Annotated in this window: 19 protein-coding genes; 16 read left to right on the top strand and 3 right to left on the bottom strand. The window is 59.7% G+C overall.

Annotation, left to right across the window (positions count from 1 at the left end):
- The first annotated feature begins 24 nt into the window (after nt 1-24).
- From BV210_RS02415 to BV210_RS02450, 8 genes are all read left to right on the top strand, one after another.
- The gene (locus BV210_RS02415) at nt 25-1,761 is read left to right on the top strand and encodes a hypothetical protein (protein WP_077205102.1); all 1,737 of its coding nucleotides are present in this window, start codon (nt 25-27) and stop codon (nt 1,759-1,761) included.
- 266 nt (nt 1,762-2,027) lie between these two features.
- Nucleotides 2,028-2,588: a hypothetical protein gene (locus BV210_RS02420; protein WP_253741589.1), complete on the top strand. Its 561-nt coding sequence runs from the start codon at nt 2,028-2,030 to the stop codon at nt 2,586-2,588.
- Complete coding sequence (locus BV210_RS02425; protein WP_077205104.1) at nt 2,588-3,790, top strand: hypothetical protein; 1,203 nt, start codon at nt 2,588-2,590, stop codon at nt 3,788-3,790. The genes BV210_RS02420 and BV210_RS02425 overlap by 1 nt, the downstream gene beginning before the upstream one ends.
- A 3-nt stretch (nt 3,791-3,793) precedes the next feature.
- Nucleotides 3,794-7,048 carry a VirB4 family type IV secretion system protein gene (locus BV210_RS02430; protein WP_077205105.1) on the top strand — a complete coding sequence of 1,085 codons (3,255 nt, stop codon included), beginning with the start codon at nt 3,794-3,796 and terminating at the stop codon, nt 7,046-7,048.
- Nucleotides 7,041-8,165, top strand: coding sequence for a hypothetical protein (locus BV210_RS02435; RefSeq protein WP_077205106.1), 1,125 nt, complete (start codon nt 7,041-7,043; stop codon nt 8,163-8,165). The genes BV210_RS02430 and BV210_RS02435 overlap by 8 nt, the downstream gene beginning before the upstream one ends.
- A gap of 12 nt (nt 8,166-8,177) precedes the next feature.
- On the top strand, nt 8,178-11,183 hold the full coding sequence (locus tag BV210_RS02440; protein WP_157525758.1) for a type IV secretory system conjugative DNA transfer family protein: 3,006 nt from the start codon (nt 8,178-8,180) through the stop codon (nt 11,181-11,183).
- A 475-nt stretch (nt 11,184-11,658) separates the two neighbouring features.
- On the top strand, nt 11,659-12,945 hold the full coding sequence (locus BV210_RS02445) for a hypothetical protein (RefSeq protein WP_157525760.1): 1,287 nt from the start codon (nt 11,659-11,661) through the stop codon (nt 12,943-12,945).
- 43 nt (nt 12,946-12,988) lie between these two features.
- Nucleotides 12,989-14,128, top strand: a complete 1,140-nt coding sequence (locus BV210_RS02450) for a DUF4238 domain-containing protein (protein WP_077205108.1) — start codon at nt 12,989-12,991, stop codon at nt 14,126-14,128.
- A gap of 155 nt (nt 14,129-14,283) precedes the next feature.
- On the opposite strand, the gene BV210_RS02455 is transcribed toward BV210_RS02450, so the two are convergent.
- Nucleotides 14,284-14,910, bottom strand: coding sequence for a hypothetical protein (locus BV210_RS02455; protein ID WP_157525762.1), 627 nt, complete (start codon nt 14,908-14,910; stop codon nt 14,284-14,286).
- A gap of 986 nt (nt 14,911-15,896) precedes the next feature.
- Here BV210_RS02455 and BV210_RS20135 point away from each other — a divergent pair.
- Both BV210_RS20135 and BV210_RS19640 read left to right on the top strand, forming a co-directional pair.
- Nucleotides 15,897-16,376: a hypothetical protein gene (locus tag BV210_RS20135; protein WP_077205110.1), complete on the top strand. Its 480-nt coding sequence runs from the start codon at nt 15,897-15,899 to the stop codon at nt 16,374-16,376.
- A 126-nt stretch (nt 16,377-16,502) separates the two neighbouring features.
- Nucleotides 16,503-16,940: a hypothetical protein gene (locus tag BV210_RS19640; RefSeq protein WP_157525764.1), complete on the top strand. Its 438-nt coding sequence runs from the start codon at nt 16,503-16,505 to the stop codon at nt 16,938-16,940.
- 63 nt (nt 16,941-17,003) lie between these two features.
- Here BV210_RS19640 and BV210_RS02465 read toward each other — a convergent pair whose 3' ends face one another.
- On the bottom strand, nt 17,004-17,249 hold the full coding sequence (locus BV210_RS02465; protein WP_077205111.1) for a hypothetical protein: 246 nt from the start codon (nt 17,247-17,249) through the stop codon (nt 17,004-17,006).
- Nucleotides 17,250-17,521: 272 nt separating this feature from the next.
- On the opposite strand from BV210_RS02465, the gene BV210_RS02470 reads away from it, so the two are divergent.
- Both BV210_RS02470 and BV210_RS19645 read left to right on the top strand, forming a co-directional pair.
- Entirely contained in the window at nt 17,522-17,893 is a 372-nt protein-coding gene (locus BV210_RS02470) for a hypothetical protein (RefSeq protein ID WP_084802543.1), read from the top strand.
- A 65-nt stretch (nt 17,894-17,958) separates the two neighbouring features.
- Complete coding sequence (locus BV210_RS19645; RefSeq protein ID WP_157525766.1) at nt 17,959-18,249, top strand: hypothetical protein; 291 nt, start codon at nt 17,959-17,961, stop codon at nt 18,247-18,249.
- A 110-nt stretch (nt 18,250-18,359) separates the two neighbouring features.
- Here the strand turns inward: BV210_RS19645 and BV210_RS02475 are convergent, their stop codons facing one another.
- Entirely contained in the window at nt 18,360-18,980 is a 621-nt protein-coding gene (locus BV210_RS02475; protein WP_077205112.1) for a hypothetical protein, read from the bottom strand.
- A gap of 174 nt (nt 18,981-19,154) precedes the next feature.
- Between BV210_RS02475 and BV210_RS02480 the strand changes: the two genes are divergently transcribed.
- From BV210_RS02480 to BV210_RS02495, 4 genes are all read left to right on the top strand, one after another.
- Nucleotides 19,155-19,592 (top strand): hypothetical protein, encoded by a 438-nt coding sequence (locus tag BV210_RS02480; protein WP_077205113.1) that lies wholly within the window; start codon nt 19,155-19,157, stop codon nt 19,590-19,592.
- Nucleotides 19,592-20,089, top strand: coding sequence for a hypothetical protein (locus BV210_RS02485; protein WP_077205114.1), 498 nt, complete (start codon nt 19,592-19,594; stop codon nt 20,087-20,089). The genes BV210_RS02480 and BV210_RS02485 overlap by 1 nt, the downstream gene beginning before the upstream one ends.
- Nucleotides 20,086-20,475 carry a hypothetical protein gene (locus BV210_RS02490; RefSeq protein ID WP_077205115.1) on the top strand — a complete coding sequence of 130 codons (390 nt, stop codon included), beginning with the start codon at nt 20,086-20,088 and terminating at the stop codon, nt 20,473-20,475. The genes BV210_RS02485 and BV210_RS02490 overlap by 4 nt, the downstream gene beginning before the upstream one ends.
- A gap of 140 nt (nt 20,476-20,615) precedes the next feature.
- Nucleotides 20,616-21,047 carry a hypothetical protein gene (locus BV210_RS02495; protein WP_077205116.1) on the top strand — a complete coding sequence of 144 codons (432 nt, stop codon included), beginning with the start codon at nt 20,616-20,618 and terminating at the stop codon, nt 21,045-21,047.
- Nucleotides 21,048-21,167 lie beyond the last annotated feature (120 nt).

Genomic DNA, 21,167 nt, shown 5'->3' on the forward strand with positions numbered 1-21,167 from the left:
CCCCAGATTCCATCCAGTCGAACGATGTCCCCGCTTCAACCGGTGGTCGTTGGACTCGCGATCCTCGTTCTCTGTAGTCCCGTAGTCGCCGGAGAACCCAGTGCGGACAACTCGTCGGATGCCGTTCCAGACAACGGTCCAGCGTACGGACTCAACGAGAGCGAGTTCTACCGGCTGTGGTCGGAGGACGTCGACGACAACGACCTCAGTCTCGAATCGTTCGATCAAAACGACGTCTCCTCGCGTGGCGAGTTCGAGCGTGGACTCGCCAATTCGACTGATATCCCCTCTGGAAGCCCTCCCCAGGCCGTTGAGAAGTGGAACGACGGCGACGTGCAGGACTACAGCCCTGGTGGAACGGATACGTCGGTGTACCCCGAAAACGCGAACCTCACCGATGGGACGTACATCAGGGACGCGTTTGTCAGCATCTTCGCTGCCCAGCCATCGACGATTCTCCACGAGAACGAGACGAGCCACCACATCGCCCCAGACGGTGAGGTTCTTGCGATCAGCGACTACCGTGTCCTGGTCCCGGAAGATGAGACCGACGGGGCGCATCGCGAGTTCTGGTCATTACGAAATTCCCAGGTCCGAGAAATCGGCCTGACCGTCGACGGAGAGCAGGTCAGTTCGGCCAGCGGTCACCAGACTATCCTCGAGTATTCGAACCTCTCGGGGAACCCCGAGTTGACGATCACAGCCACCGTCACGGCCGAACTGGAACTGCTCACGAAGGACTGCACCAGCTGGAACTCGTCCTCGAATAACTGCGATGGACGGTGGGAGGAGGAAGTCGAGATCATTCATGCCTCGCAGTCGCCGACAGTATCGAAGCAGGTTACCGTGAACCGACTCACCGGAATATCCGGGAAACGCGTTCGGTTCGAGGAAGATGAAGGTCTGGTCGGTGCGGCTGTCAATCCGGACACGAGATGGTCGACGATAACTGTCGACGGCGACGTCCGGGCCCGGAGTAACTGGTGGTTCTACACCACCGGCAAGCCCGGCTGGCAGACGATGGTGACAGCGTCAGGCTCCGAAACCGTCCGTAATCGATCGTCGGTTCGACCAGTCCAGACCCACGCGTACCCGGCCGACGAGGACCCGCACGTTCCCACCCAGCCGGAAGGTGGGGAGATCCCGCTCGAAATTGAGGAAACGTGGGGTGCGAACAAGTCAGGCCCCAGTTTGCCGTCAAACATCGACCTTGGGGCTGAGGATCCGTTTACGAATGCAGACTCGATCGCCCTCTCGTCGTCGACGCTGAAGGCAAGCTCGTTCAAGCAGGTCACGGTGGCTGGGATCGTCCGAGGACAGTCCGAGACGGTGACCCTCTCCGAGGAGCAGACCGTCAGGGAAACGAACCTCTCGCTGTCCTTCACGGCGACCAACTCGACGCAGGGAACGGTGCTGGCCAAGGTGACGGAAGCCAGTACCGACGATCCGGTTACCTCCGGCAACGTCACAGTGGCCGGTCAGACGGAGCCAATCAACGACAGCGGGATGGCGACGATAACGGTCAGGAACCCTTCGGTGTTCGTCAGGGGTGCGTACACGCCCGCTCACTGGTGGCGGACCGACGACCCTTACGCAGGCGCATCTGCTGTGACGAGCCCGCCAGCGAACTTCCCGAGTTTCCAGGCACTCGCCCGACTCGCAGTAGTGACGCTCCTCTGGTTCCTCCCGCTCGTCGCGCTGGTAGTGGCTATCGACCGGCTGACCTCGGGGACGCGTTTCAATTTCAGCGACAACTCATGACGAGAACGGAAACCAGCGACACGACCCGACGCATCGACCGTCGAACACTCCTCGGTAGTCTGTGTACCGGCCTGGTTGCTCTGGCCGGGTGTCTGGGTGGAGGCGACACCGACGACTCCGGAACGAAATCTTCGCCGACAGCGAACTCGGACACGTTCGCGACGACCGATTTCGATGGCGGATCCCTCACGGTCACCCTCCAGAATGATGTATCTGCCGAGTGGGTGCATCGGCTCGGGCCAGATGGAGACTTGGTCGAGAAGGCGATGGTATCGACTGACGGCGACGTCGCCGAATTCGATCTCGTCGGCTCTGGCGAGAGCTACGAGCCCGGGACGCACACCCTTCGGGCGATCGACGGCGAAGATACCATCGGCGAGATGAAGGTCGATCTCCGGCCAGACATCGACCTCACGGAGTACCTATGGGCCGAGAACCACCCCGAGATGGACTGGCCGGACAAGAACAACTGGGAGACGCACGCCGCTCTCCGTCTCGAAAACACGGGGAGCGGCCCGGCCCTCCTCACAGGCACCAGGTGGGGGAACGCGCCGTTCACCTTCCGGAACGACGGCAGAGTGGCAGAGTACGATCATAACGAGCCGCTGCCGCCCGGCGAAACGACCACCGTCTACTCCAAAGCCCCCGTTTACGAAGTGAGTGGTGGATTGTCCGGCGGAGCAGTCGACTGTGGAGAGTTGGATACCGAACAGTTCGAGCTGACAGCCGTCGTCGAACCGGGAGACGACCAGTTCTTCACACAGACCGTGGAGTACGGTGGCGAACGGCTCGACTGCGACCTGAACGTCGTCGACGGTGGTAGCTGATGGGTTGGCTCGAAAAGCAGGTCGAGCAGGGCATCAACAACGTCCTCACGCAGATCAAGAACGAAGTCCTCGATCTAGCGGAGAGCATCTTCGCGGACATCCTGGAGCCCATCGTCGGCGTCCCGGCACCGACCTCGGACACGCGATACGTGGTCGTCGGCTCACCGGACAACCAGCCCTGGCAATCGATCTACCAGGACACCTACCTGCCGTACATCCTACCGTTGACGATCATGCTGCTGATCGGGGCAGTTGCCTACATCGGACTTCGGGCAGGGTCCCTCAGTGAGTACCGTCGGAAGAAGCTCCTCCGGCGGGTCGGCCTCGTGTTCATGGGGGCGTTCGTCTGGTTCCCGATCGTTTCGATCCCGTTGCAGTTGGTCAACGCCATGGGAATCCATCTCGCGCCGATCGACAGCATGGCGTCCGGGTTCGCCGAAATCGGGAAGGCCGGGCTCGGAGGCGTGTTCGCGGTGCTCGTCGTGGTCCTCCTCGAGAACTTCCTCCTTCTCATCGCCGCAGTCGTCTATGCGCTGCGCTGGTGGGGAGTCGTCATCCTGACGGCAGCGATGCCCTTGCTCGGCGTCGCGTGGGCCATGGAAGCGTGGCCGCTCAACTCGTTCGCGAACATCGCGAAACGTGCCGCGGGGATCTACCCCGGGCTCGTGATCGCCGGTCTCCCTGCGGCGTTGCTGTTCAGGATCGGCTGGTCGACCGATATCGGCGCTGGAGTGAGCGGACTGTTCACGCTGTTCCTGAATCTCGCACTCATCCCGGCCGCCTGTATCGTCTCCATCCTGACGGTCTACTGGAGTTCGTCGACGATCCAGCGCGTGTCACGGGTGGGTGCGAGGGCGGCCTCGAAAGCGGCTCCCCGGGCAGCGCGAGGTGCGAAATCCGGCACGGGGAAGTCTGTGAGAGGAGCCCGGAACGTCCACCGCGGCTACTCGAAGAACGCTGCCGGAGCAGTATCCGGAAACGGGCAGACCACTATCGGGAGCGGCGGCTCGAAAGCTTACAAGGCTGGTTCGTCGGTCCAGGGTGCGAAGACCCACGCGAAGCGGTACAACAACCTCCGGAAGTCGAAGTCGGGTCGAATGCGAGACAAGGCGAAATCAGACCTCTCGCGAGCGGGCAAAGGCGCGAAGGTTCGGTCGAAGCAGGCGTTGAGGAAGACGAAAAACAAGGTCTCCAGGTGGTAACTCATGAGTACTGATTCAGCGGACAGAGAGTACAGCGCGCGTCGAATCCACGAGTCACTCGGCGGAACGACCCCCTTCTTCCGGGGTTACTCCATCGGCGAGCTCATGCTGTTCGTCGCGGTGGCGTTCGTCTCGTTCGTCGCGGCCGGAGTCTCCTCGGCGCTCACGATCCCAGCCATGGGGTTCGGAGTAGCAGCCTCGCTACTCCTGTTCGTGCTCCACAAAGTCAAGCCGGACTACCTCTGGCTGACCGAGTGGCTATCTGCCCGGCTCAGCTGGGCGATCAAGAACGAGGAGTATACTCACGACGAAGACAGCAGCGAAGTCCGATACTTGACCCGTCTGAGTCGTGTCTACCCCCACGCTATCGAGCGGACGGACGGTGCCCTGGTCGGCGCAGTGAAGGTCGAGCCTGCGAACATGGCACTCGAAGGTGGGGACTCCTGGAGTCGAGCGGTCGGTTCGCTCTCGGACTTCGTGAACGCTACCGTCGACTTCCCTGCGAAGATCTATCTCACTAGTCGGGAGATCGACAACGACGACGTCGTCCGGGCCCATCGGGACCGGCTCGGAGATCCGGACGTTAGGTCCCGTCCCGTGCTGGAATGGCTCCTCGAACAGTACCTCGATTACAACACCAACGGAGACGGCGAGATCGACAGCGAGACGTCGACCGTCCGTGAGTACTACATCATCACCGCAGTCACGGATAGCGACGTCGACACTGTCGACGAGTCTGGCGACAGCGTACTCGCGTACCTCGCGGACCTCCCGGTCATCGGCAAGCTGTTCACCCGATTCCAGTCTGATGGGCTCACCGACGCCGAGATCACGCAGCTCAAGGAGAACGAACTGGAGTCCCGACTCTCCCAGATCCGTAGCGGCGCGAAGTCGCTCTACCGCTGTTCGGTCGACCCCGTAGAAGCACACGAGTTGGCCCGCGTGACGAAGGAGTACTGGACGAATCAGACCGAGGAGTACGACGACATCGAGGAGGCATTCCCGACCTCGCCGGTCGTGGCTGGCGATGAAAGGACCAATTCAGTCGGGACCGGGGGTGTCGACGGCGCTTCCGACACAGAAGTCGAGAACGAGGAAAAACTGGATCAAGAGGAGAAGGAGTCCAGCGAGCAGTTGGATTCGACGTCCAAGATCCACCAGTCCGTCGTCGCCCCGACCACGGTCGACTGGGAGACGACCTACGCCGTCCTCGACGATGACACGTACGTCCGGACCTTCTGGATCGAGCGGTTCCCCGAACAGCCACCGGACGGGATGCTCGAGAAGCTACTCCTGGAGACGAACCTCCACACCGACATCAGCATCCACATCGATCCGTTCGATAGCCAGTCCGCCAAGGAGATGATCGCGGACTGGATCTCGGATCTGAAGGTCGAGCAGTACGACTCGAACAGCCTGAAGGCGGAGGAACTCCAGCAGGACATCGACAGCGCGAAGGAGATGAAGGAGCTCGTCCGGTCGAACAGGGCATCCTTCTACCGCTGTGGCGTGTTCATCCGCCTCTCCGCCGATTCCAAACGGGAACTCGACAATCAGACGACGCAGCTCCAGTCGATCGTCAAAGACGCGCCGGCGAATTGCACGCTCAAGGTCGCGAACCGCTGGCAAGAGAAGGGGCTCGCGACAGTCTCACCGCTCGGAGCAAACGAACTCGGCCGGGACCGGATTTCCACGATGACGAACCAGGCGATAGGGGCGATGTTCCCGTTCTCCTCGAACTACCTGATGATGGACGGGGGCGTCGAATACGGACATCACGGGCACAACGGAACGCCGGTTCGGATCAACCCGTGGGACCTCGAAACCGGCCACTCCGAACTGGTCACCGGGACCCCCGGTGCCGGGAAGACGTTCGGGGCGATCATGCGGGCCCTCCGAATGATGAAGCGTCGGGAGGACACGATGCTGGTCCTCGTCGACCCGGTCGGGGACTTCCAGGGTATCGCGGACGCACTCGATGCGAAGACGATCACAGTCGGCGGTGACACGAATCTGAATCCACTGGAGATCCGCGAGACGTCCACCGCGATGGTGGAGGACGGCGCCGTCGACTCGCCGCTGTCGGCGAAGAAAGACGAGGCCTACGCCATCATCGAGAACTTCCTGACCGCCCGCGGCATCGATCTCGGGAAGGAATCGGGCGTGCTCTCCTACGTGATCGACGAAGCGTACCGACAGGCGGGCGTCGTCGAGGACGACGTCTCCACGCACACGCCGGAGAACTCGCCGACGATGGCCGACGTCCTTCGGATTCTCGCCGATATCTCGGCCGATCCCAGCGCCCACAGCATCGCCGAGTCCGAGAAGGCCCAACAGAAGGCCTCGGATTACGCCGAGAACCTCGAAATCGCCCTCCAGCCGTTCCGCGAGGGCGGTGCCTACTCGAACCTCTCGAATCGCTCGGAGGTCAATATCCTCGAAGGCGACAACAAGGTAGTCTACATCGACCTCGGGGAAATCGAGGGGAGTGCCTCGGGCATCGACCGGCAAACGTTCCTGATGCAGTTGCTCCTGTCGACGATCTACCAGCAGGCGAAGAAGGCGGACAAGCACGTCGAACTCGCCATCGACGAGGCGCACTACCTCTTCGAGGATCAGGCGAACCTCGACTTCCTCGAGACGGCGTTCCGCCACCAGCGCCACGCGGGCCTGCGGATGACGCTGCTCTCACAGACGGTCCAGGAGTTCTACGAGACCGAGCAGGCCGAGAAGATCATCAGCATGTGTCCGATCAAGGTGTTCCATCGCCTGCCGGAACTCGACGACGAGACGGCCGACAAAATCGGGCTGACGCGGGAGCAACGCGACTTCGTCCGGGGGGCCCAGTCCGGGAAGGAAGGGCTCGGGTTCTCCCAGGGACTCGTGCAGGTGCAGGAGCACGGAACCTACCCGCTACACGTGGTCGCCGACGACTACGAGACACACGTCATCGACTACGACGAAGACGACCAGCGGATCATCAAGCGGGCGATCAACGACGTGCCGGCGGAACTCCTCGACTTCCAGCAGCGCGTCGAGGAAGAAGCTCGACAGAACGCGTTGCAGAATCGGTTCGGACTGAGCGACGAGACGGTGTCTCGGCTGGCCAAACGGGACGTCACGGAGCAAGACGTCGTCGACGCAGTCGTCTCACAGACCCTCGAAAACGGGTCCGAACCAACCGCCCGCCCGGATGGCGGTGAGTCGACGGATAGCGAGTTCGTCGAGACCACCTCGGGGGACGAAGACGATGGATAAGGTTCGACAACTCATCTTCGGGAAACCCCAGTACGAGGCGACGCGGCTCGATCTCGACGACGAGAGCGTTCGGCCACCGGACGATGACTCGGGGGTGTTGCTCCGGATCCGGCCTTACAAGGAAAACCAGGGTATCGTCGACGGAGCCGGACTCCTTCAGTCGGTCCACGACGTGACAACCAACTTCCGGGGGAAGAACACCAGCGATCACCACTCCTTCGAGGTGTGGTTCGACGAGGGGAAGATCGCGTTCTACATGCACGCCGCGAACGAGGCGGCCGCGGACAAGTTCCGGCGACGCGTCGGCAACAACTACGCGAACTCGGAGGTCTTCCCGGTCGATGACGCCGGTTCGTTCCCGACGATCGGGGCCGACGAGTACGTCGCTGGTGCCTGGATGGAGATGGAGAAGATGCCGTTCTTCCCGATCCGCCACCACAACGCGGAGGGATTCGAAACCGACCCGTACGGCGAGATCACGAGCGAGATGCTCTCCACCGACGAGAGCAAGGTCGTCACCCAGGTCATCTTTCGGCCGGCGAAGGAGTCTTGGACGGAAGGCGATCGCTTCAAGCACAACAGCGTCGACGATCTCGCCCACGGCCTCCGGCAGGGGACGTCGGTCGGGTGGTTGAACCCGAAAGTCCGTCCGGCGAGTGCGAAGGACAAACAGGCCGCGAAGACGATCGAGAAGCAGCGTGGGCAGCAGGCCTTCCACGTCAATATCCGCATCCTGGCTGTCTCACCCGACAAGGACGAAGCCGAGGCACGTGCCCGAGGCGTAGCCGGGATGTACAGGAAGTACTACAACGCGATCACGGAGCAGGGGCTCAGCGACAACCCCGTGTGGCACTACCGGGGGTCGAAACGAGTCCGGAAACTCCGACGGCACGTCCGGCGGATGGTCAATCGCGAGTTCGTCGACCGGAACATGATCATGACCGTCGACGAGACCGCCGGTGTCGCCCACATCCCGAACGACGAAATCGAGACGCCGCGCATCGACTGGCGGTACCAGCAACGCGGCGACCGGATCCCCGCAGACGCAGACAACCATGATGAAGACCTATCCGCAGAACCCAACGGCCAGACTGCGGAGTGGGAGCCCCACGACTGACGACGCGAATCCATGGTTTTCGACCGATTCACTGATGACGGTGATTCTGAGGAATGTGCGGACAGCGAGCAGTCCGACAATCAGGGGGAGGGCCCGACCACTATCGCCGGCGAACCGTACCGCGTCACTGTGACCGACTACACACGGGTTGGTGGAAAGCGGGTCCTCGCGGAAACCGAGTCTGGGGAGACCGTCGCAGGGCCGCACGTCCGGAAGATGCTGGAGAGCGGGAATTCTGATCCGGAAAAGCCCCTCTGGATCGGCTACAACGAGGGCGCACAGACCGGCTTTCGTGAAGCCCCGGTCAGATTCCCGGCGTTGTTCCGGCACCTCTGGCTGTCAGGAACCACCGGGGCCGGGAAGACGACCGTGTTGCAGAACAACGCCGTCCAGTACGCCTACGCCGGCCACGGGTTCTGTAACATCGACCCGAAAGCCTCTGGCGACACGCTCGAACTCCTCCAGCAGCTCCCCAGCCATAGACTCGACGACGTGATCCTCCTGGAACCGGGGACCGACACCTACGAGAAGACCATCGGGATCAACATGCTCGACATGCCTGAGACGGACTCGGAGTCGGAGCTCGAGGCCGAGGTCGAGAGCCGGATCGAGAACCTCCGGGCCATCTTCGACAGCGGCAGCCACCAGACCGACTGGGGGGTGAACATGGACACCATCCTCTCGTCGGTCGGTCGGGCAATGCTCCGGCACAACGCCGACGCAGACCCCGACGAGCGGTACTCCATCATCGACATGTACTTTCTGCTGAAACGGGCCACTCGTCGCGAGCGCTTTGCCCGCGAGGTCGTCGAAGAGGACCCGTACATGGAGTACCTGCTTGACGTCGCCGAGATGGACGACGAGACGATCCAGCCGCTGACCAAGCGCATCAAAGATTGGGTCGAGAACGCGGTGATCCGGAAGATCATCGCCTGCCGCGAGAGCACGATCGACTGGGACGACATCGTCAACAACGACCGCATCCTCCTCGTCCGGATTCCAGTCGACAACGAGGACATCCACCAGATGGTGACGCTGACCGTCCTCCGGAATCTCTGGTCGGCGAAGAAACGCCAGGACCGCGACGACGAGATCCCCACCAAGCCGTACTTCCTCCAGGTCGACGAGTTCGAGAAGGTGGCGAACGACCATCTCGACGTCAAGGGGATGCTAGCACGAGCCCGTTCGATGCGAATGAGCGTGACCCTCGGGACGCAGTATCCGGGGCAGATCGAAGAGGAGTTCCCCGACACGAAGCGTGCGATGGAGAACAACTGCAATACGCTACTGGCGCTGAAGACGCCGGGAGAACATGACTCGCGGCTTCTCATGAAGCGGTTCAAGGGTTACGAGGCGGAGGACGTCCAGTCGATCAGTCTCTACAACGCTTGGACGAAGATTCCCCTGGCCGGCGGTCGCGAGTCCGAGCCAGTCAAGATCAAGACGTTCGCACCGTATCCGCCTCTCCGAAGTCTCGACGAGGTTCACACGGCGATCGAAGCGAGCCTCGATCAGTACGGGACGACGCCACTGACCGACGACGAGATCCAGCGGAACCTGAAACACGCCGACGCCGGCGAGTACGTCGACGCGGTCGACGAAACGGACGAGGATGGAACCGACGCCGGAAGCATCCCGACACGGACGATCCTCGAAGGCGTATTTGCCGCTCAGAACCGTCCTGAGGTGGGCGTCGACGACCAGGGCTTCGTCGCACTGGAAGACGCTGAGCGCGAGATTGAGCGCCGTATCGGAGATACAGGGTATCAGTCCCAGCTGTCAAACGCGATTGAAAAGACGCTCTACAGCGGCGAGTATGCGGTCGTGGACCGACGAAGTGGCCAGTCGGCCGTGAAGCTCACAGACGACGGGCTCGTAGAGCTGTTCAGGCAGGACACCGGCAGCAGTGCCAGTGGTGGCGGCGATGACCACCGCGTCATCCTGCAGAAGTCCTACGAAGCGTTCACGAAACTGGGCTTCGTCACTAGGCTGCCAACACAGGAAGGCGACGAACTCGCCGACGGGATCGCCGACCTCCCGATCGACCCATACCAGGAGACCGCTCGGCGGGAGATCCTGGAGAAAGAGCAGACACTTCGTGAAGGGTATCCCGCCGTATGGGAGTTAAGCGACGGGCGGCACGTCAATATTGAAGCCGAGACGTCGACTATCGAGAAGCCCAAGCAGACGCTCACGAATCTCCGGAAAGCAGTCAACTCTGGGCGACTCTGCGTGTTCACGCTCAAGGACGAGAGTGCCTCGAAGGGTGAGTTCGGGTACTGGGGCCGTCGTGGGGAACAGGTCCTCTACGACTCGTGGCGTGAGGGGAACGGGACAGTGATCGATTACGACCGACTGACGTTCGCGAGCAGCGTCGACGATGGCCACCGTCACTTCTACAACAAGGCCTCGTTCGTCGAGTTCGATGACGGCGTCTACGCGCTCCGTCCGACTTACGAGGAAGATATCGAGCGATCCCTCGAAATCGAATGGCAGGAGACGGCAGAGGGGATTGTCTGCCGGGACAGCCACGGGAGCGTACACGCTCGATTTGACGATACATACGAACTAGAGAAGCCATCACCGAATGCTTTCCCAGCCTACTACGAGTACGATCGGTCCGAACAGGAGTTCGTCGTCTGGGAGAACGGGGACAAGCGGCTCTACAACTCTCGCGAAGAACTCGAAGCAGACTGGAAACGGATCTATGCACCGTTCGTCCCCGAGATCGAGTTCGATCGGATGCCGTCCGAAGAGGACTTCGTGTTCATCGTCTTCCCGGACGCCGACAACGAATCGTTCGAGGAACCGCAGATCTACGAGAAGGGGGAGGTTCGATCGTTACATCGAGATATCGAAGTCCGTGATGCACCCTCGGTTGAGGAGACTGGACCTGACTCTGCGGGCATGTCTGTCCAACCGGATCGCGAGTCCTCCTCTGATGAAAATGATGAGATCGACGAATTCGTCCAGTTGATGGCGGGCTCCGAAGATGGAGTATCCTCCGACGAGAATTGAATAGCTGATACCCATCTCAGATCTGTTGGATCGACGTTCCAGATAGCTTATAGAACCTGATACACGGAATTAGTATTGGAGGGGCAGCACTGATTTGATCGTTCAATAGATGTTGCTACGTACTGTTAGTGATTCTGTCAAATCGCGGTATCGTTCATCAAGTCGTGCTGCATAGAGGGCGCGTATTCCGCATGCCGTTTGTATCAGCTATGGGGTTCAACAGAGCCTGTTTCAGGGAACTCATCTTCTGATTTCCCCTGGAATCGTTCTTTATGGAAAACGGTTCGTCTCACCCAGGGCACTCAATGTCGAACCGGACTGTGTACAACAAAAGAGCGCCAAAATACCCCAGAATTTTCCGAGGTAGCAACGGGCTTCTGGAATCAACGTAGGTAACTCAAATTCTTCACCACAATAAGAGTCAGTGTACCAAAGCAGTCTTCAACCAAGTATCTCTACGTCTCCTGGAAAGAGTATGGAACCTTCCCGTGATTTCGTCGATAACCATGCGACGGTATTCTCTCGAAAAGCCGAGATACAAGTTGACGGTGTTGATATACCCGTCAAGATAGGGTCAACTGAGGGTGGACAGCTCCATATGGAAACAAACAGGATTAGTCCAGAAGGCCTGTCTACTCAGATCTACCCAGAAGTTACGGGGAGGACAGAGAGCGGAGAACGGATTGTCGTCACCGATCTATTCGTTTTTGCGGATGAATTTGTGTCTCTAAACCCGTCCATCGTGGAGATCTGCAACAGCGAAGACCGAGTCGTTGAAGGAGAGGAGGTATATCTTACGGCTGACGTTCTTGGATTCCAGCACCAGTCAAGAACGCAATTTTCTGACCCGGATGATAGAGTCGACCTGATCGAGAGAACGGACTGGCGGGCCGGCAGCGGAAACACGGCTGACTGGAGCATTTCTGTAAGACCACTGCCAGATTATCCAACCCGGGTCAATTCCATCCAGAACTACCAAAACTTGGTACGCACCGTCCAATTCGACGTATCCATCAGCGGTATCTACGGAGGCCTGGACCGAGCTGCCACTGTCACCGATGGGCTTCTGAGCGAAATCACCTGGCTATCCTCATTTGTACAGGGAACACTGCCCTCGCACTCGAAAATCGAGATCAGGGAAGACACCTCCGACCCCGAGGACCAACCCGACTACGTCAGGCTCCGCACCCTACACGGCAACGTCGGAGGATGCTGCAAAACAGGGAATCTCCTGTTCACGGTGAAGCAAGAACAATCCGTTTTCCTGGACCGGGCCTACGATACCTTCCAGGAAAAACAAGACTCCCTCGAACTTAGGAAGATTCTCGGGTTCTACGCCGACTCATTGGATCCGAACCGACCGGTAGATATCAAGCTTGCAAACCTCTGCATCGCCGCCGAGATGCTTGCCGACAGGTACCTGGAGGAAGACCCAGGCGCTACAGCCGACATGATTAGCGGCCTGGTGGACGGAGTCGGCGTGGAGTATCAAGACCTGATCCCGGACAAGGGCAGCCTCAAAACCCAGTACGGAGACGACATCTACGAACGCGACGACATCACTCCTGAATACTTCTGGTGTCGAGCCCGGAACCACGTTATCCACGGAGGCTCCAGCGTCACCACTACAGAGATCAGCAGAGACTACAACGCTCTCCTCATACTCCTCCAACGGATCCTAAGAGAGATTCTGCTCGAAGGCAACACCGAGAGCCTGCTCGGAATGTCTGATCTTGAACCGAACAACTTCGTCTCCCTCTGAAACCCTTTTTAACCCCTGAATCGCTACACGATACCGTAAGAGGATGCCGGAGAGGAAGAACCAGCACTACGTGCCCAAGCACTACCTCCGAGCCTGGGCCACGGACGAAAATCTCAACGTTCTTCCCCTTTCCGCCGGAGAGATATTCCCGGACACCACTGACTCTGTTTGCTCTAGGAATTACTTCTACGGCAACCCTCCTGTCGTTGAAAACGAATTGGCGAACCTCGACGGTTACCACGCCTACCCATTCAATGAACTCCGGAGCGGCGATGACCTGACCGATCTGTCCCAGCAGCGTAACGACCTCCTGCTCTCCTTCATAACCACGCAACGCACCAGAAGCCGGGCGACAAAGCAGGACATCAAGCAGGGCTACGAATTCCTGAAAGACGCTGTCGAAGATGACTTGGAAGCCGACAGGTACGAAGACAAGATAGATTGGAAAGACGACTTCGACGAAGAAGAGAAAAAAGAGAGACTGGTTGAAGCCCATCTACTCGGCGTACACCACTTCCTCATCGCCCAGGGCATCTTCGGCTACATCGGACTCAAAGATCTCACCGGAGTTATGCTGTGCAACGTCACCGACCAGGAGTTCATCGTCTCTGACGCTCCGATGGTCCTGGATATCCCCCGGTACAAACACCAGCTCGGATTGGTTCCTGCAGGAATGGGGAACCGCGGCCTCCAAATCTATTGCCCCGTCGACCAGAACCACATCCTGCTCCTCTACGACACGGACGTATACCGGTTCGACCACAACTCCAAGAGACAAGTCCTGATCAAAGAAGAGGAAATCGTTGACGAACTGAATCTGCTGCAGTTCCACAACGCTGAGAGCATCGTCATGTTCAACGATAGCAGCGAACACTACATCTTCAACCTGTACGACCGGAGCGACGAGTTCCGGCGGAGGGAAGAGATCACTACGACACGGAAAACAGAGAACATGGGCGAGTTTAAAATGAAGGAGGCACCGGCCTACCAGGTCCCCAAGGCCTCGCCCAATCTTCCCGGTTTCACGACGCTTGACGGAGTCAGGTACATGAAACGACGTCCAGAATCTGAAATAGAGAAAGCCCGACAACTCGTCCACACCGTCTTCAACGAGGTGGACTGGGCGTCTGACATTGCTGTGATCTACTGCATCAGACTCCTTGAAGAACTTCTGGACCTATAGATCTGAGAAACGGGTCTGATCGATTAAGTAACCTTGCTGAAGACACTCTCTATTCAGCAGTTTCCTTCTGGCAGTTACTGGGCAGATAACGTCTTGGACTTTACCAGCGCTCTCCTATTTCTAATATCGATGAACAATCTCAGATCGAACACTGTTCATCGAGAACGCAAGGTGTCGCTGATGTGACTGCGAACCTCCGCTACACTCTCCTCTGAGACCTCATCCTCATCCCGAAACTCACTCACGTCGATTCCGAAGACGTCACCGAAAATTCGCTGATAAGCGATCATCGCGTTGAGCGTCGCATCGAACTTCTCCACCTGTTCCTGATCCCACGCCCCCATCTCGCTCTCCTCGAAGTTCTGGACAGCATCGCGAAGTGCCTTGTTCTCCTCTCGGAGTTGATCGATCTCCGATTCGAGGTCAGAAAGACGATCGTCCAGATCACCGTCTAGGCCGGAATCGTTCGAGGGGCCATCTTCGAGAATCTCCACCAGTGCTGCCTCACCTGCATCCGTCAGCTCTGCACTCTTCGACGAGAGAGCCCCGTTCTCGAGCAGCCGCGCTCCGTAAACTTCGATATAGCCGAGGCCATCCTCGTCGAATCCGCGCTGGTTGAACCGGTAGTTGACCTCGTTCTTGTTCAGGCCTGCTGCGGCAGCGATCTTTGACGTCGTCGCCGGCGGTCGCTCGTCAGCACCGGGCTCGTACCCGGCCCGCGCATTCACCTCCTGCACCGCCTTCAGGAACTTGATATCTTTCGACCCGAGATCGGGTTTCACCCACTCCGTCGAAGAACTACCGTCGCCGTTGGACTGGTCCCCATCCACGTTCGATCACTGTCTCGCTCGCAGTCTTGACCCACCCCCGGCTTAAACCTTCAGAGGGTCTGGCCAGTCTCTGCCGTCCACATACAGCGACGCAGCAGCGACAGCCCACACCCCATCATCCCATCCCCTGTGGAGAGACGACTCCTCTTCACATCCCGTTTCGCTTGCCCCTGTTCATCTCACACTCCTGTAACTGTCTCTGGATTCCATATTCCCAGGTGTGCCACCACCCCGTCACACCCTCTGCAGCACCGCGGCGTCCACAAAGGAGGGGGTCGAGCCCGGTAGCGACCCTGGAGCGAAGGGGGAGGCCCCCGACGACTGTGCTGTGCTGGGAAAACCACGCAGGGCCGAGAAGGTGAACACCCGGGGGTCCGAGGAAGACCGGCCCCCTGTGCTGTCTCGAGAATGCAAGTGGCGAACCAGCGTCACAGCGGAGTTCTGGGGGAGGAAATCTACCAAGGTGGGAGGCCAAGGAGTAATCTCGACACACAGTCATCCTGCTTATACATCTCTCGATTCAAAGGGGCACGAGAGGGGAATTCCTCACTGTCGAAGGGACTGGATTCCTACCGACTGCGTGTTCCGACTAAGGCAGTGTAGCTGACTCCCTGGACAGATCCCGGGGGTCGATCTAAGGAGGTTCCCGCATCGCAACTGCGGGTGGGTCCCCCACAGCGAGAGTGTTAGGTATAGACAAAGCACTTACCGGAACCTCCACCATTTGAACTATGACTCGGTCCCGTCGCTCAGCCCTCCACATTGTGGCGGCGATCGTCGGTAGTAGCGTTGCAGGCTGTTCTGCGATTGATTCATCAAGCCCAGAATCGCCAAAGTCGTCTCCGACGCAGTCCGCGACATCCACAGATAGTCCAACTCCGACGCCCTCCCCAACGAAGACGCCTTTCGAGTCAGTCCCAGTCTCACTAAACGGAGAAGTGCTTTACCAAGCGACAGAAGACAGGCCGACCCAGCTACGTACACGTCTCGAAAATCAGCACACAGAGCCTGTCAGCGTTAGCTTTGGACCGGCGCTCCTGTTTACCGATAATGCGGCGTCCGACGATCTTGAATGGCCGGACCAGCTCGTAATCGATCCAGAGACCAACATCGGCCCGTGGGGCAATCCAACTCAGGATGCAGAAGGGTGTTGGCGGTTCCCGGACGACCAGATGCGTGCCGTCCAGAGCATTCTCCAACAACGTGAGCTAGCCGCTGGTGACTCAATCACCGAAACCTACTCACTCTACACCTTCGGCACGTCTGGCTCCTGCCTTCCGAAGGGGACCTACAGATTCCAAGATAAGGGGTATCTCCGTGGCGAAGATACACCGCTCTTGTTCACACTCGCGATAGATATTGATGGAGACCAGCAGGTGACGGTGAATGGGTCCCAAACCGAGGTTTCGATGTACTGACCGGGACTCGGGCGATGAATACGCAGTGTGGCCGATCACCTGATTCTCAAAGACGTTGCTGAAATCTCAAAACGGAGTTCGCCGATGTAGAGAAGATATTTACCGGGCTAGTTCAGGACATTCAACATGAAGCGCCGGAAGTGGCTATCGACGGTTGCGCTTGCCACAGCCCTCCCTGGATGCATTGGAAGTGAATTCCCGTCCAATACTGATGGGGAATCTCAGCCCTCTACTCCGACTACCTCGGATCCGGGAGAACCAGAAACCCTCACAGGTAGCTGTGAGTGGCCGGATATGTGCGAAGCGACAAAACTCGTCGAGGTGACTGTCTGGAGTAAGTTTGCGGGTGACGTCGTACTCGAGGCTGGGTGTCGAAATAGAACTTCTTCTATCGAACCGGGCAACACAGTGAGCATCAAACGACAGTTGGACGGTGAATCGTGTGACATCCGACTCACAATAGACGGCGAAGAAGCGTTTGATAGGGAGGTTTCGGGCTCAGAGATGATCCACTTGACAGTCGACCAGGATGGCGAACTCGAACAGAGCATCACAGTCCTGTAGTTGAAACGTTCACTCGGGCTCACCTTCAAGCTCGACGTCGCCGAAAAATGAGACTGGGAGGACTCAGACCGTCAGCTTCCTGGTCCGAAGGGCACAGGCACGGCAGTAGTTCTCGCCGTCCGCTCCGGAACGGTTGTCGCACCACGACTGGCCATGCAGACAGACGCCGGCGGTGTAGCAGTGGAAACAGGGCAGGTCGTCGGTATTGTCGCCGGCGACATCGGGACCGGGACAGTCCGGCTTGTCGTCAACGCACGGGGTCTGGTTCGAGATCGATTCGACAGTCGCGGTCTGCTGCGTCGTTGCCATTGGTAGGTTCACAGGCCTTTCGACCTACCTGATACAATGGCAGGTAGAAACTTAATACCATCGTTTTCTGCTTTTTCGATACTACTAAGTACGAACCTGCCATAATAGCAAGTAGGCGAAAGCCTGTGAACCTACCAATGAACGCGACTACGGTTGACCCGCTGAACGCGCTTCGACTGCCCGGCGACCTCAAACTGATTCCGAACTGCATCGACTAGGAAACCGACCTCGACGCGGGGGAACGCCGGGCCTATCGCGCCCGGACGCAGGCAATGGCGGTCGTCCCGCGGACCAACGACGACGAGGAGTGCATCGGCCTCTACGACGTGTTCTCCAGCAGTGGATCCCGGTACGTCGTCGATTACGTCGACGGGCGGTGCGACTGCCCAGACGACCGCAACGACCGGACTGACAGTGGCTGTAAGCACCGCCGACGCGTCTCAATCGCGCTCGATGAAACGCCACTCCCGGCCCCGGACGTCGATGCGTCGGACTACTGGCCGTGGCTTCTCGACACGCTCCACCTGCTGACGGCAGAGTACCCGCGGCTGGCCGACGATGGTACGGTAGCCGACCTGCTCGACGGCGCGTTGGAGGCGGTCCGCACGGTGGACGACAAGCCAGCGGCATCGACGCCGGCGTAGGGAATCACTCTCTATTCTGTGTCAATCAGCGTATATTTTAAGTAATTCCTCTATCAACTTCGACTATGGGGAAGAAGCGCCGGTCCGACAAGCATCACGATATCGGTGATCCCAAACCTGGTGAGGTTGGTGACAAGCGGCCATCGAAAGATCCGGGTGAGACTCCGATGGAGCGCATTCATAACCGACGCCGTGGTGAACTAGAAATACCTGAGCCGAATTCTTATCCCCGGAATGCACCATCTGGTGACGATTCGCAGACAGAGGGGAATGACACCGACAACGAAGATGAAGGGGTAGACTTTGCTGATCCCGATTGGGAAGACCAATTCGAGGACTATCATCTCCCGGACTGATCTGAGAGAACCTGCATTGAGTGAACGTCTATCCTATATTCGGAGGATGACTCTGTGCAAGGTAAGCGCCCTGTGTTTATCGCTTGCGAGGTCTTCAACAGGTAGGGGAGTCAATCTGTTCCGTCTCGTCGGCCACGCCAGACCAACCCTGCCGCGAGTCCAGTGACGGCCAGTATCCCAAGCCCGGCGAATTGCATGGGGCCCAAGAGGGGAAAGTCGAATTCCGGACCCAACAGGTGAAAGCCGATCCCCGGCCCCGTCGCGAAGAGTGTGACTCGAGAAGGCGTTTCGCGGTGAGACTCATTGTAGACGATCCAACCGAGCATGAGGCCGTAGATGATGAACGGGAGTTCGAGCAGCCAGTAGAAGATGGGAAACCCGCCGCTCGCAGACGTGTATAGTCCGTAATACTGCCCCTCGTAGACGATGGCATAGCTTCCCCGTCCAGGGGCGGTGTAATCGCTATAAAAGAACTGATCTGGCCAGTCTTCGCGCCCGTAGATCGTGAGGTGGCCGTCAGGGGAGCGTATCGTTCGCCGAACAACGTCCTGTGCCGGCGGTGAAAGATCCTCGTACCGGAGAGTCGGGACCTCCTCGGGGACGTCCGACTGCGTGGTCCGCTCGACCGAAAACGACGCTTGCTCTCCCCAATCCCCCATGGTCACCGGCGCACCGACGAGCGACACCGCGACGAGTGCGGCGATGACGACGAGGACCGACCGGGAATCCATACCGGTTCTGTCTCATCACCCAGTAAATGCTTTCTCTATATTGAGCGGGTCGAGAAAGTGAAATCAGGCGTGAGAACCGTTGGGTGACACTCTCATCGATAACTGTGAACCCAAACTTTTACATTTCTACCTGCCGAATTAACATGTATGGGGCGAAAGCCCGTGAACCTACCAATGGACGCAGCCGAGACAGCAGACGACGAGACCAGTATCGAACTACTGTACGTGCGCGGGGGCTACGCTCGCGACGCACCGGGTCTGGATCCGGACGGCGACCTGTTCCAGCTTACGCGCGACCTGGTCTGCTTCGGGCCGGCTACGTTCGAGAAGGTGGACATCAATCCGGCCGAAGCGCTGTTCGCCGCCTATGCCTCGATCGGCGAGGCCACCTTGCCGACCGACGCGTTCGACACGGCCGACGAACTGCTCGAACAGGTCTACCGGGCTTGCCAGGGACCGGGGAGTCCGGACACCCTGCCATACGAGGGCGACCGGCACCGGAGCATGATGCTCGGCGACGTGATCGTCGTCGACGGGACGCCGCACATGGTCGCCGAAGTCGGCTTCGAGCGCCTCGACGTCGATATCCGCGGCCATCGGGGTGATAATTGATGGCGGACCAGCAGACCCTCGCAGCGAGCGCCGACACCGGACCAGAGATAGGCAAGTCGCTCGCCGAGCGGACCCACTACGCCCACGTCCGGTACGCGGCCATCGACGAGGCTGGCGTCATCTGGTACGATCCGCGCGACGGTCGGGAGTACTTCACGACCGGCGCAAGCGGGGACGACCTCCAGGCCGTCGGCGACGAGGTCCTGACGAGCGTTAAGATCATACCGTTCCGGCCGAGCGATCACGGCGAGCCCGCGGCCCGGTACGTGATCAATCCCCAGCTCTCCCGGAAGGTCCGGCACAACGAGGACTGCGAGTTCCGCGAGGAGTTCGTCCGCACGGACACATTCGGGAAGTCGGACGTCGTCGAGTCGCTCGCCGCAGCTCGGGAGTGGTGCCGCGAGCACATCCCCGGCTACGACGACGCGGACTACCGGAATGCCGTCGCCGAGCGGACCGACATCGAGATTGTCGACGACACTGAGGGCGACCGATGACGCCCGACCCCTCTGACCTCGACCCGGGCGCAGCGTTCGAGCTCCCGGGCGACACGCGACTCGTGATCGTCGGGCGCTGCGACGACACACCGGCCGACGATGACTCCGGCCCGGTGTACGCGGCCAAGGTCACGAAGCCAGACACGGTCCGAACGATACTCAACCGGCCGCACAACATCGAAGCGGCACTCGCCGGTGGGGCGACGTTCGACGGCTACGAGGCGATCACTGAGCGGCGAGACCCGTTCGTCTGCCCGGGCTGTAACCAGCCCAGACGTGACTCCGACGAGTACAGCGCGGCGTTCCTCCTGGACGTCCGAGTCTGCTCCTACGGCTGTGAGCAGGCCGTCCACCAGGCCCGGCGGGTGAACCCTCACGGCGACTAACGGACGCGGTGGGGTTCAGGCCCGACTGGACGGCCCGCGGTTCGACTCCGCGACGGGCCCGTTATGGACAGACCATGCCCCAATCCAGAACAGAACACCTAACCACCGACGCGACCGAGGCGGCAGGTAACGATCAGCCAATGCCCGCTGAACCTACCACCGGGACAGGCGCCGCGCCGGAGCTCGTCGACGTCGTGGAATTATTCACCTCTAACAACGCGGTCCGCTGGTCGAGCGCGCCGGCGGTCCGGGCGGCGAATCTGCATGACCACAAGTCGCTGCTGTTCGCGCCTCATCCCGACCGCCAGGCGCTCGTAGCGGTCGCAACGACGGAGGCGATAGACGGCCGGTCCCAGGAGAACGCCGTCCGGATACGCTCCGATCGCGGCAACCACGCGCTGCCGAAGGAACTCCTCGAGCATCTCGGAGCCGACTTCGACGCCGTCGACACGGGCTCGCTCCGGGTCGCCATCTTCGCGACGGATGGCCTCCTGGTGTTCCAGCCAGCGACGACGGTCGCAGAGTGTCCGGTACCGGCCGATCTGATCGAGGCGACCCGAGCGGGTCAATAGGCTTTAACCGCTCGCTCACATACTATCGGCCGGGCAGACGCCGGCCAGTGTAACTTTGGTAGGTTCACGGGCTAGAACATCGTTCTAGCGATCGGCCGTAGCGTCGCCCTTTCATTCATA

It is taken from the genome of Halorientalis sp. IM1011, assembly GCF_001989615.1.
Taxonomy (GTDB): Archaea; Halobacteriota; Halobacteria; order Halobacteriales; family Haloarculaceae; genus Halorientalis.

Coding starts and splice junctions, on each gene's coding strand:
- BV210_RS02440 (WP_157525758.1), top strand. CDS start 8,178: ATGGTTTTCGACCGATTCACTGATGACGGTGATTCTGAGGAATGTGCG.
- BV210_RS02420 (WP_253741589.1), top strand. CDS start 2,028: ATGGTATCGACTGACGGCGACGTCGCCGAATTCGATCTCGTCGGCTCT.
- BV210_RS02445 (WP_157525760.1), top strand. CDS start 11,659: ATGGAACCTTCCCGTGATTTCGTCGATAACCATGCGACGGTATTCTCT.
- BV210_RS02415 (WP_077205102.1), top strand. CDS start 25: ATGTCCCCGCTTCAACCGGTGGTCGTTGGACTCGCGATCCTCGTTCTC.
- BV210_RS02465 (WP_077205111.1), bottom strand. CDS start 17,249: ATGGCAACGACGCAGCAGACCGCGACTGTCGAATCGATCTCGAACCAG.
- BV210_RS02435 (WP_077205106.1), top strand. CDS start 7,041: ATGGATAAGGTTCGACAACTCATCTTCGGGAAACCCCAGTACGAGGCG.
- BV210_RS02430 (WP_077205105.1), top strand. CDS start 3,794: ATGAGTACTGATTCAGCGGACAGAGAGTACAGCGCGCGTCGAATCCAC.
- BV210_RS02470 (WP_084802543.1), top strand. CDS start 17,522: ATGGCGGTCGTCCCGCGGACCAACGACGACGAGGAGTGCATCGGCCTC.
- BV210_RS02425 (WP_077205104.1), top strand. CDS start 2,588: ATGGGTTGGCTCGAAAAGCAGGTCGAGCAGGGCATCAACAACGTCCTC.
- BV210_RS19645 (WP_157525766.1), top strand. CDS start 17,959: ATGGGGAAGAAGCGCCGGTCCGACAAGCATCACGATATCGGTGATCCC.
- BV210_RS02495 (WP_077205116.1), top strand. CDS start 20,616: ATGCCCGCTGAACCTACCACCGGGACAGGCGCCGCGCCGGAGCTCGTC.
- BV210_RS02450 (WP_077205108.1), top strand. CDS start 12,989: ATGCCGGAGAGGAAGAACCAGCACTACGTGCCCAAGCACTACCTCCGA.
- BV210_RS19640 (WP_157525764.1), top strand. CDS start 16,503: ATGAAGCGCCGGAAGTGGCTATCGACGGTTGCGCTTGCCACAGCCCTC.
- BV210_RS02490 (WP_077205115.1), top strand. CDS start 20,086: ATGACGCCCGACCCCTCTGACCTCGACCCGGGCGCAGCGTTCGAGCTC.
- BV210_RS02475 (WP_077205112.1), bottom strand. CDS start 18,980: ATGGATTCCCGGTCGGTCCTCGTCGTCATCGCCGCACTCGTCGCGGTG.
- BV210_RS02480 (WP_077205113.1), top strand. CDS start 19,155: ATGGACGCAGCCGAGACAGCAGACGACGAGACCAGTATCGAACTACTG.
- BV210_RS02485 (WP_077205114.1), top strand. CDS start 19,592: ATGGCGGACCAGCAGACCCTCGCAGCGAGCGCCGACACCGGACCAGAG.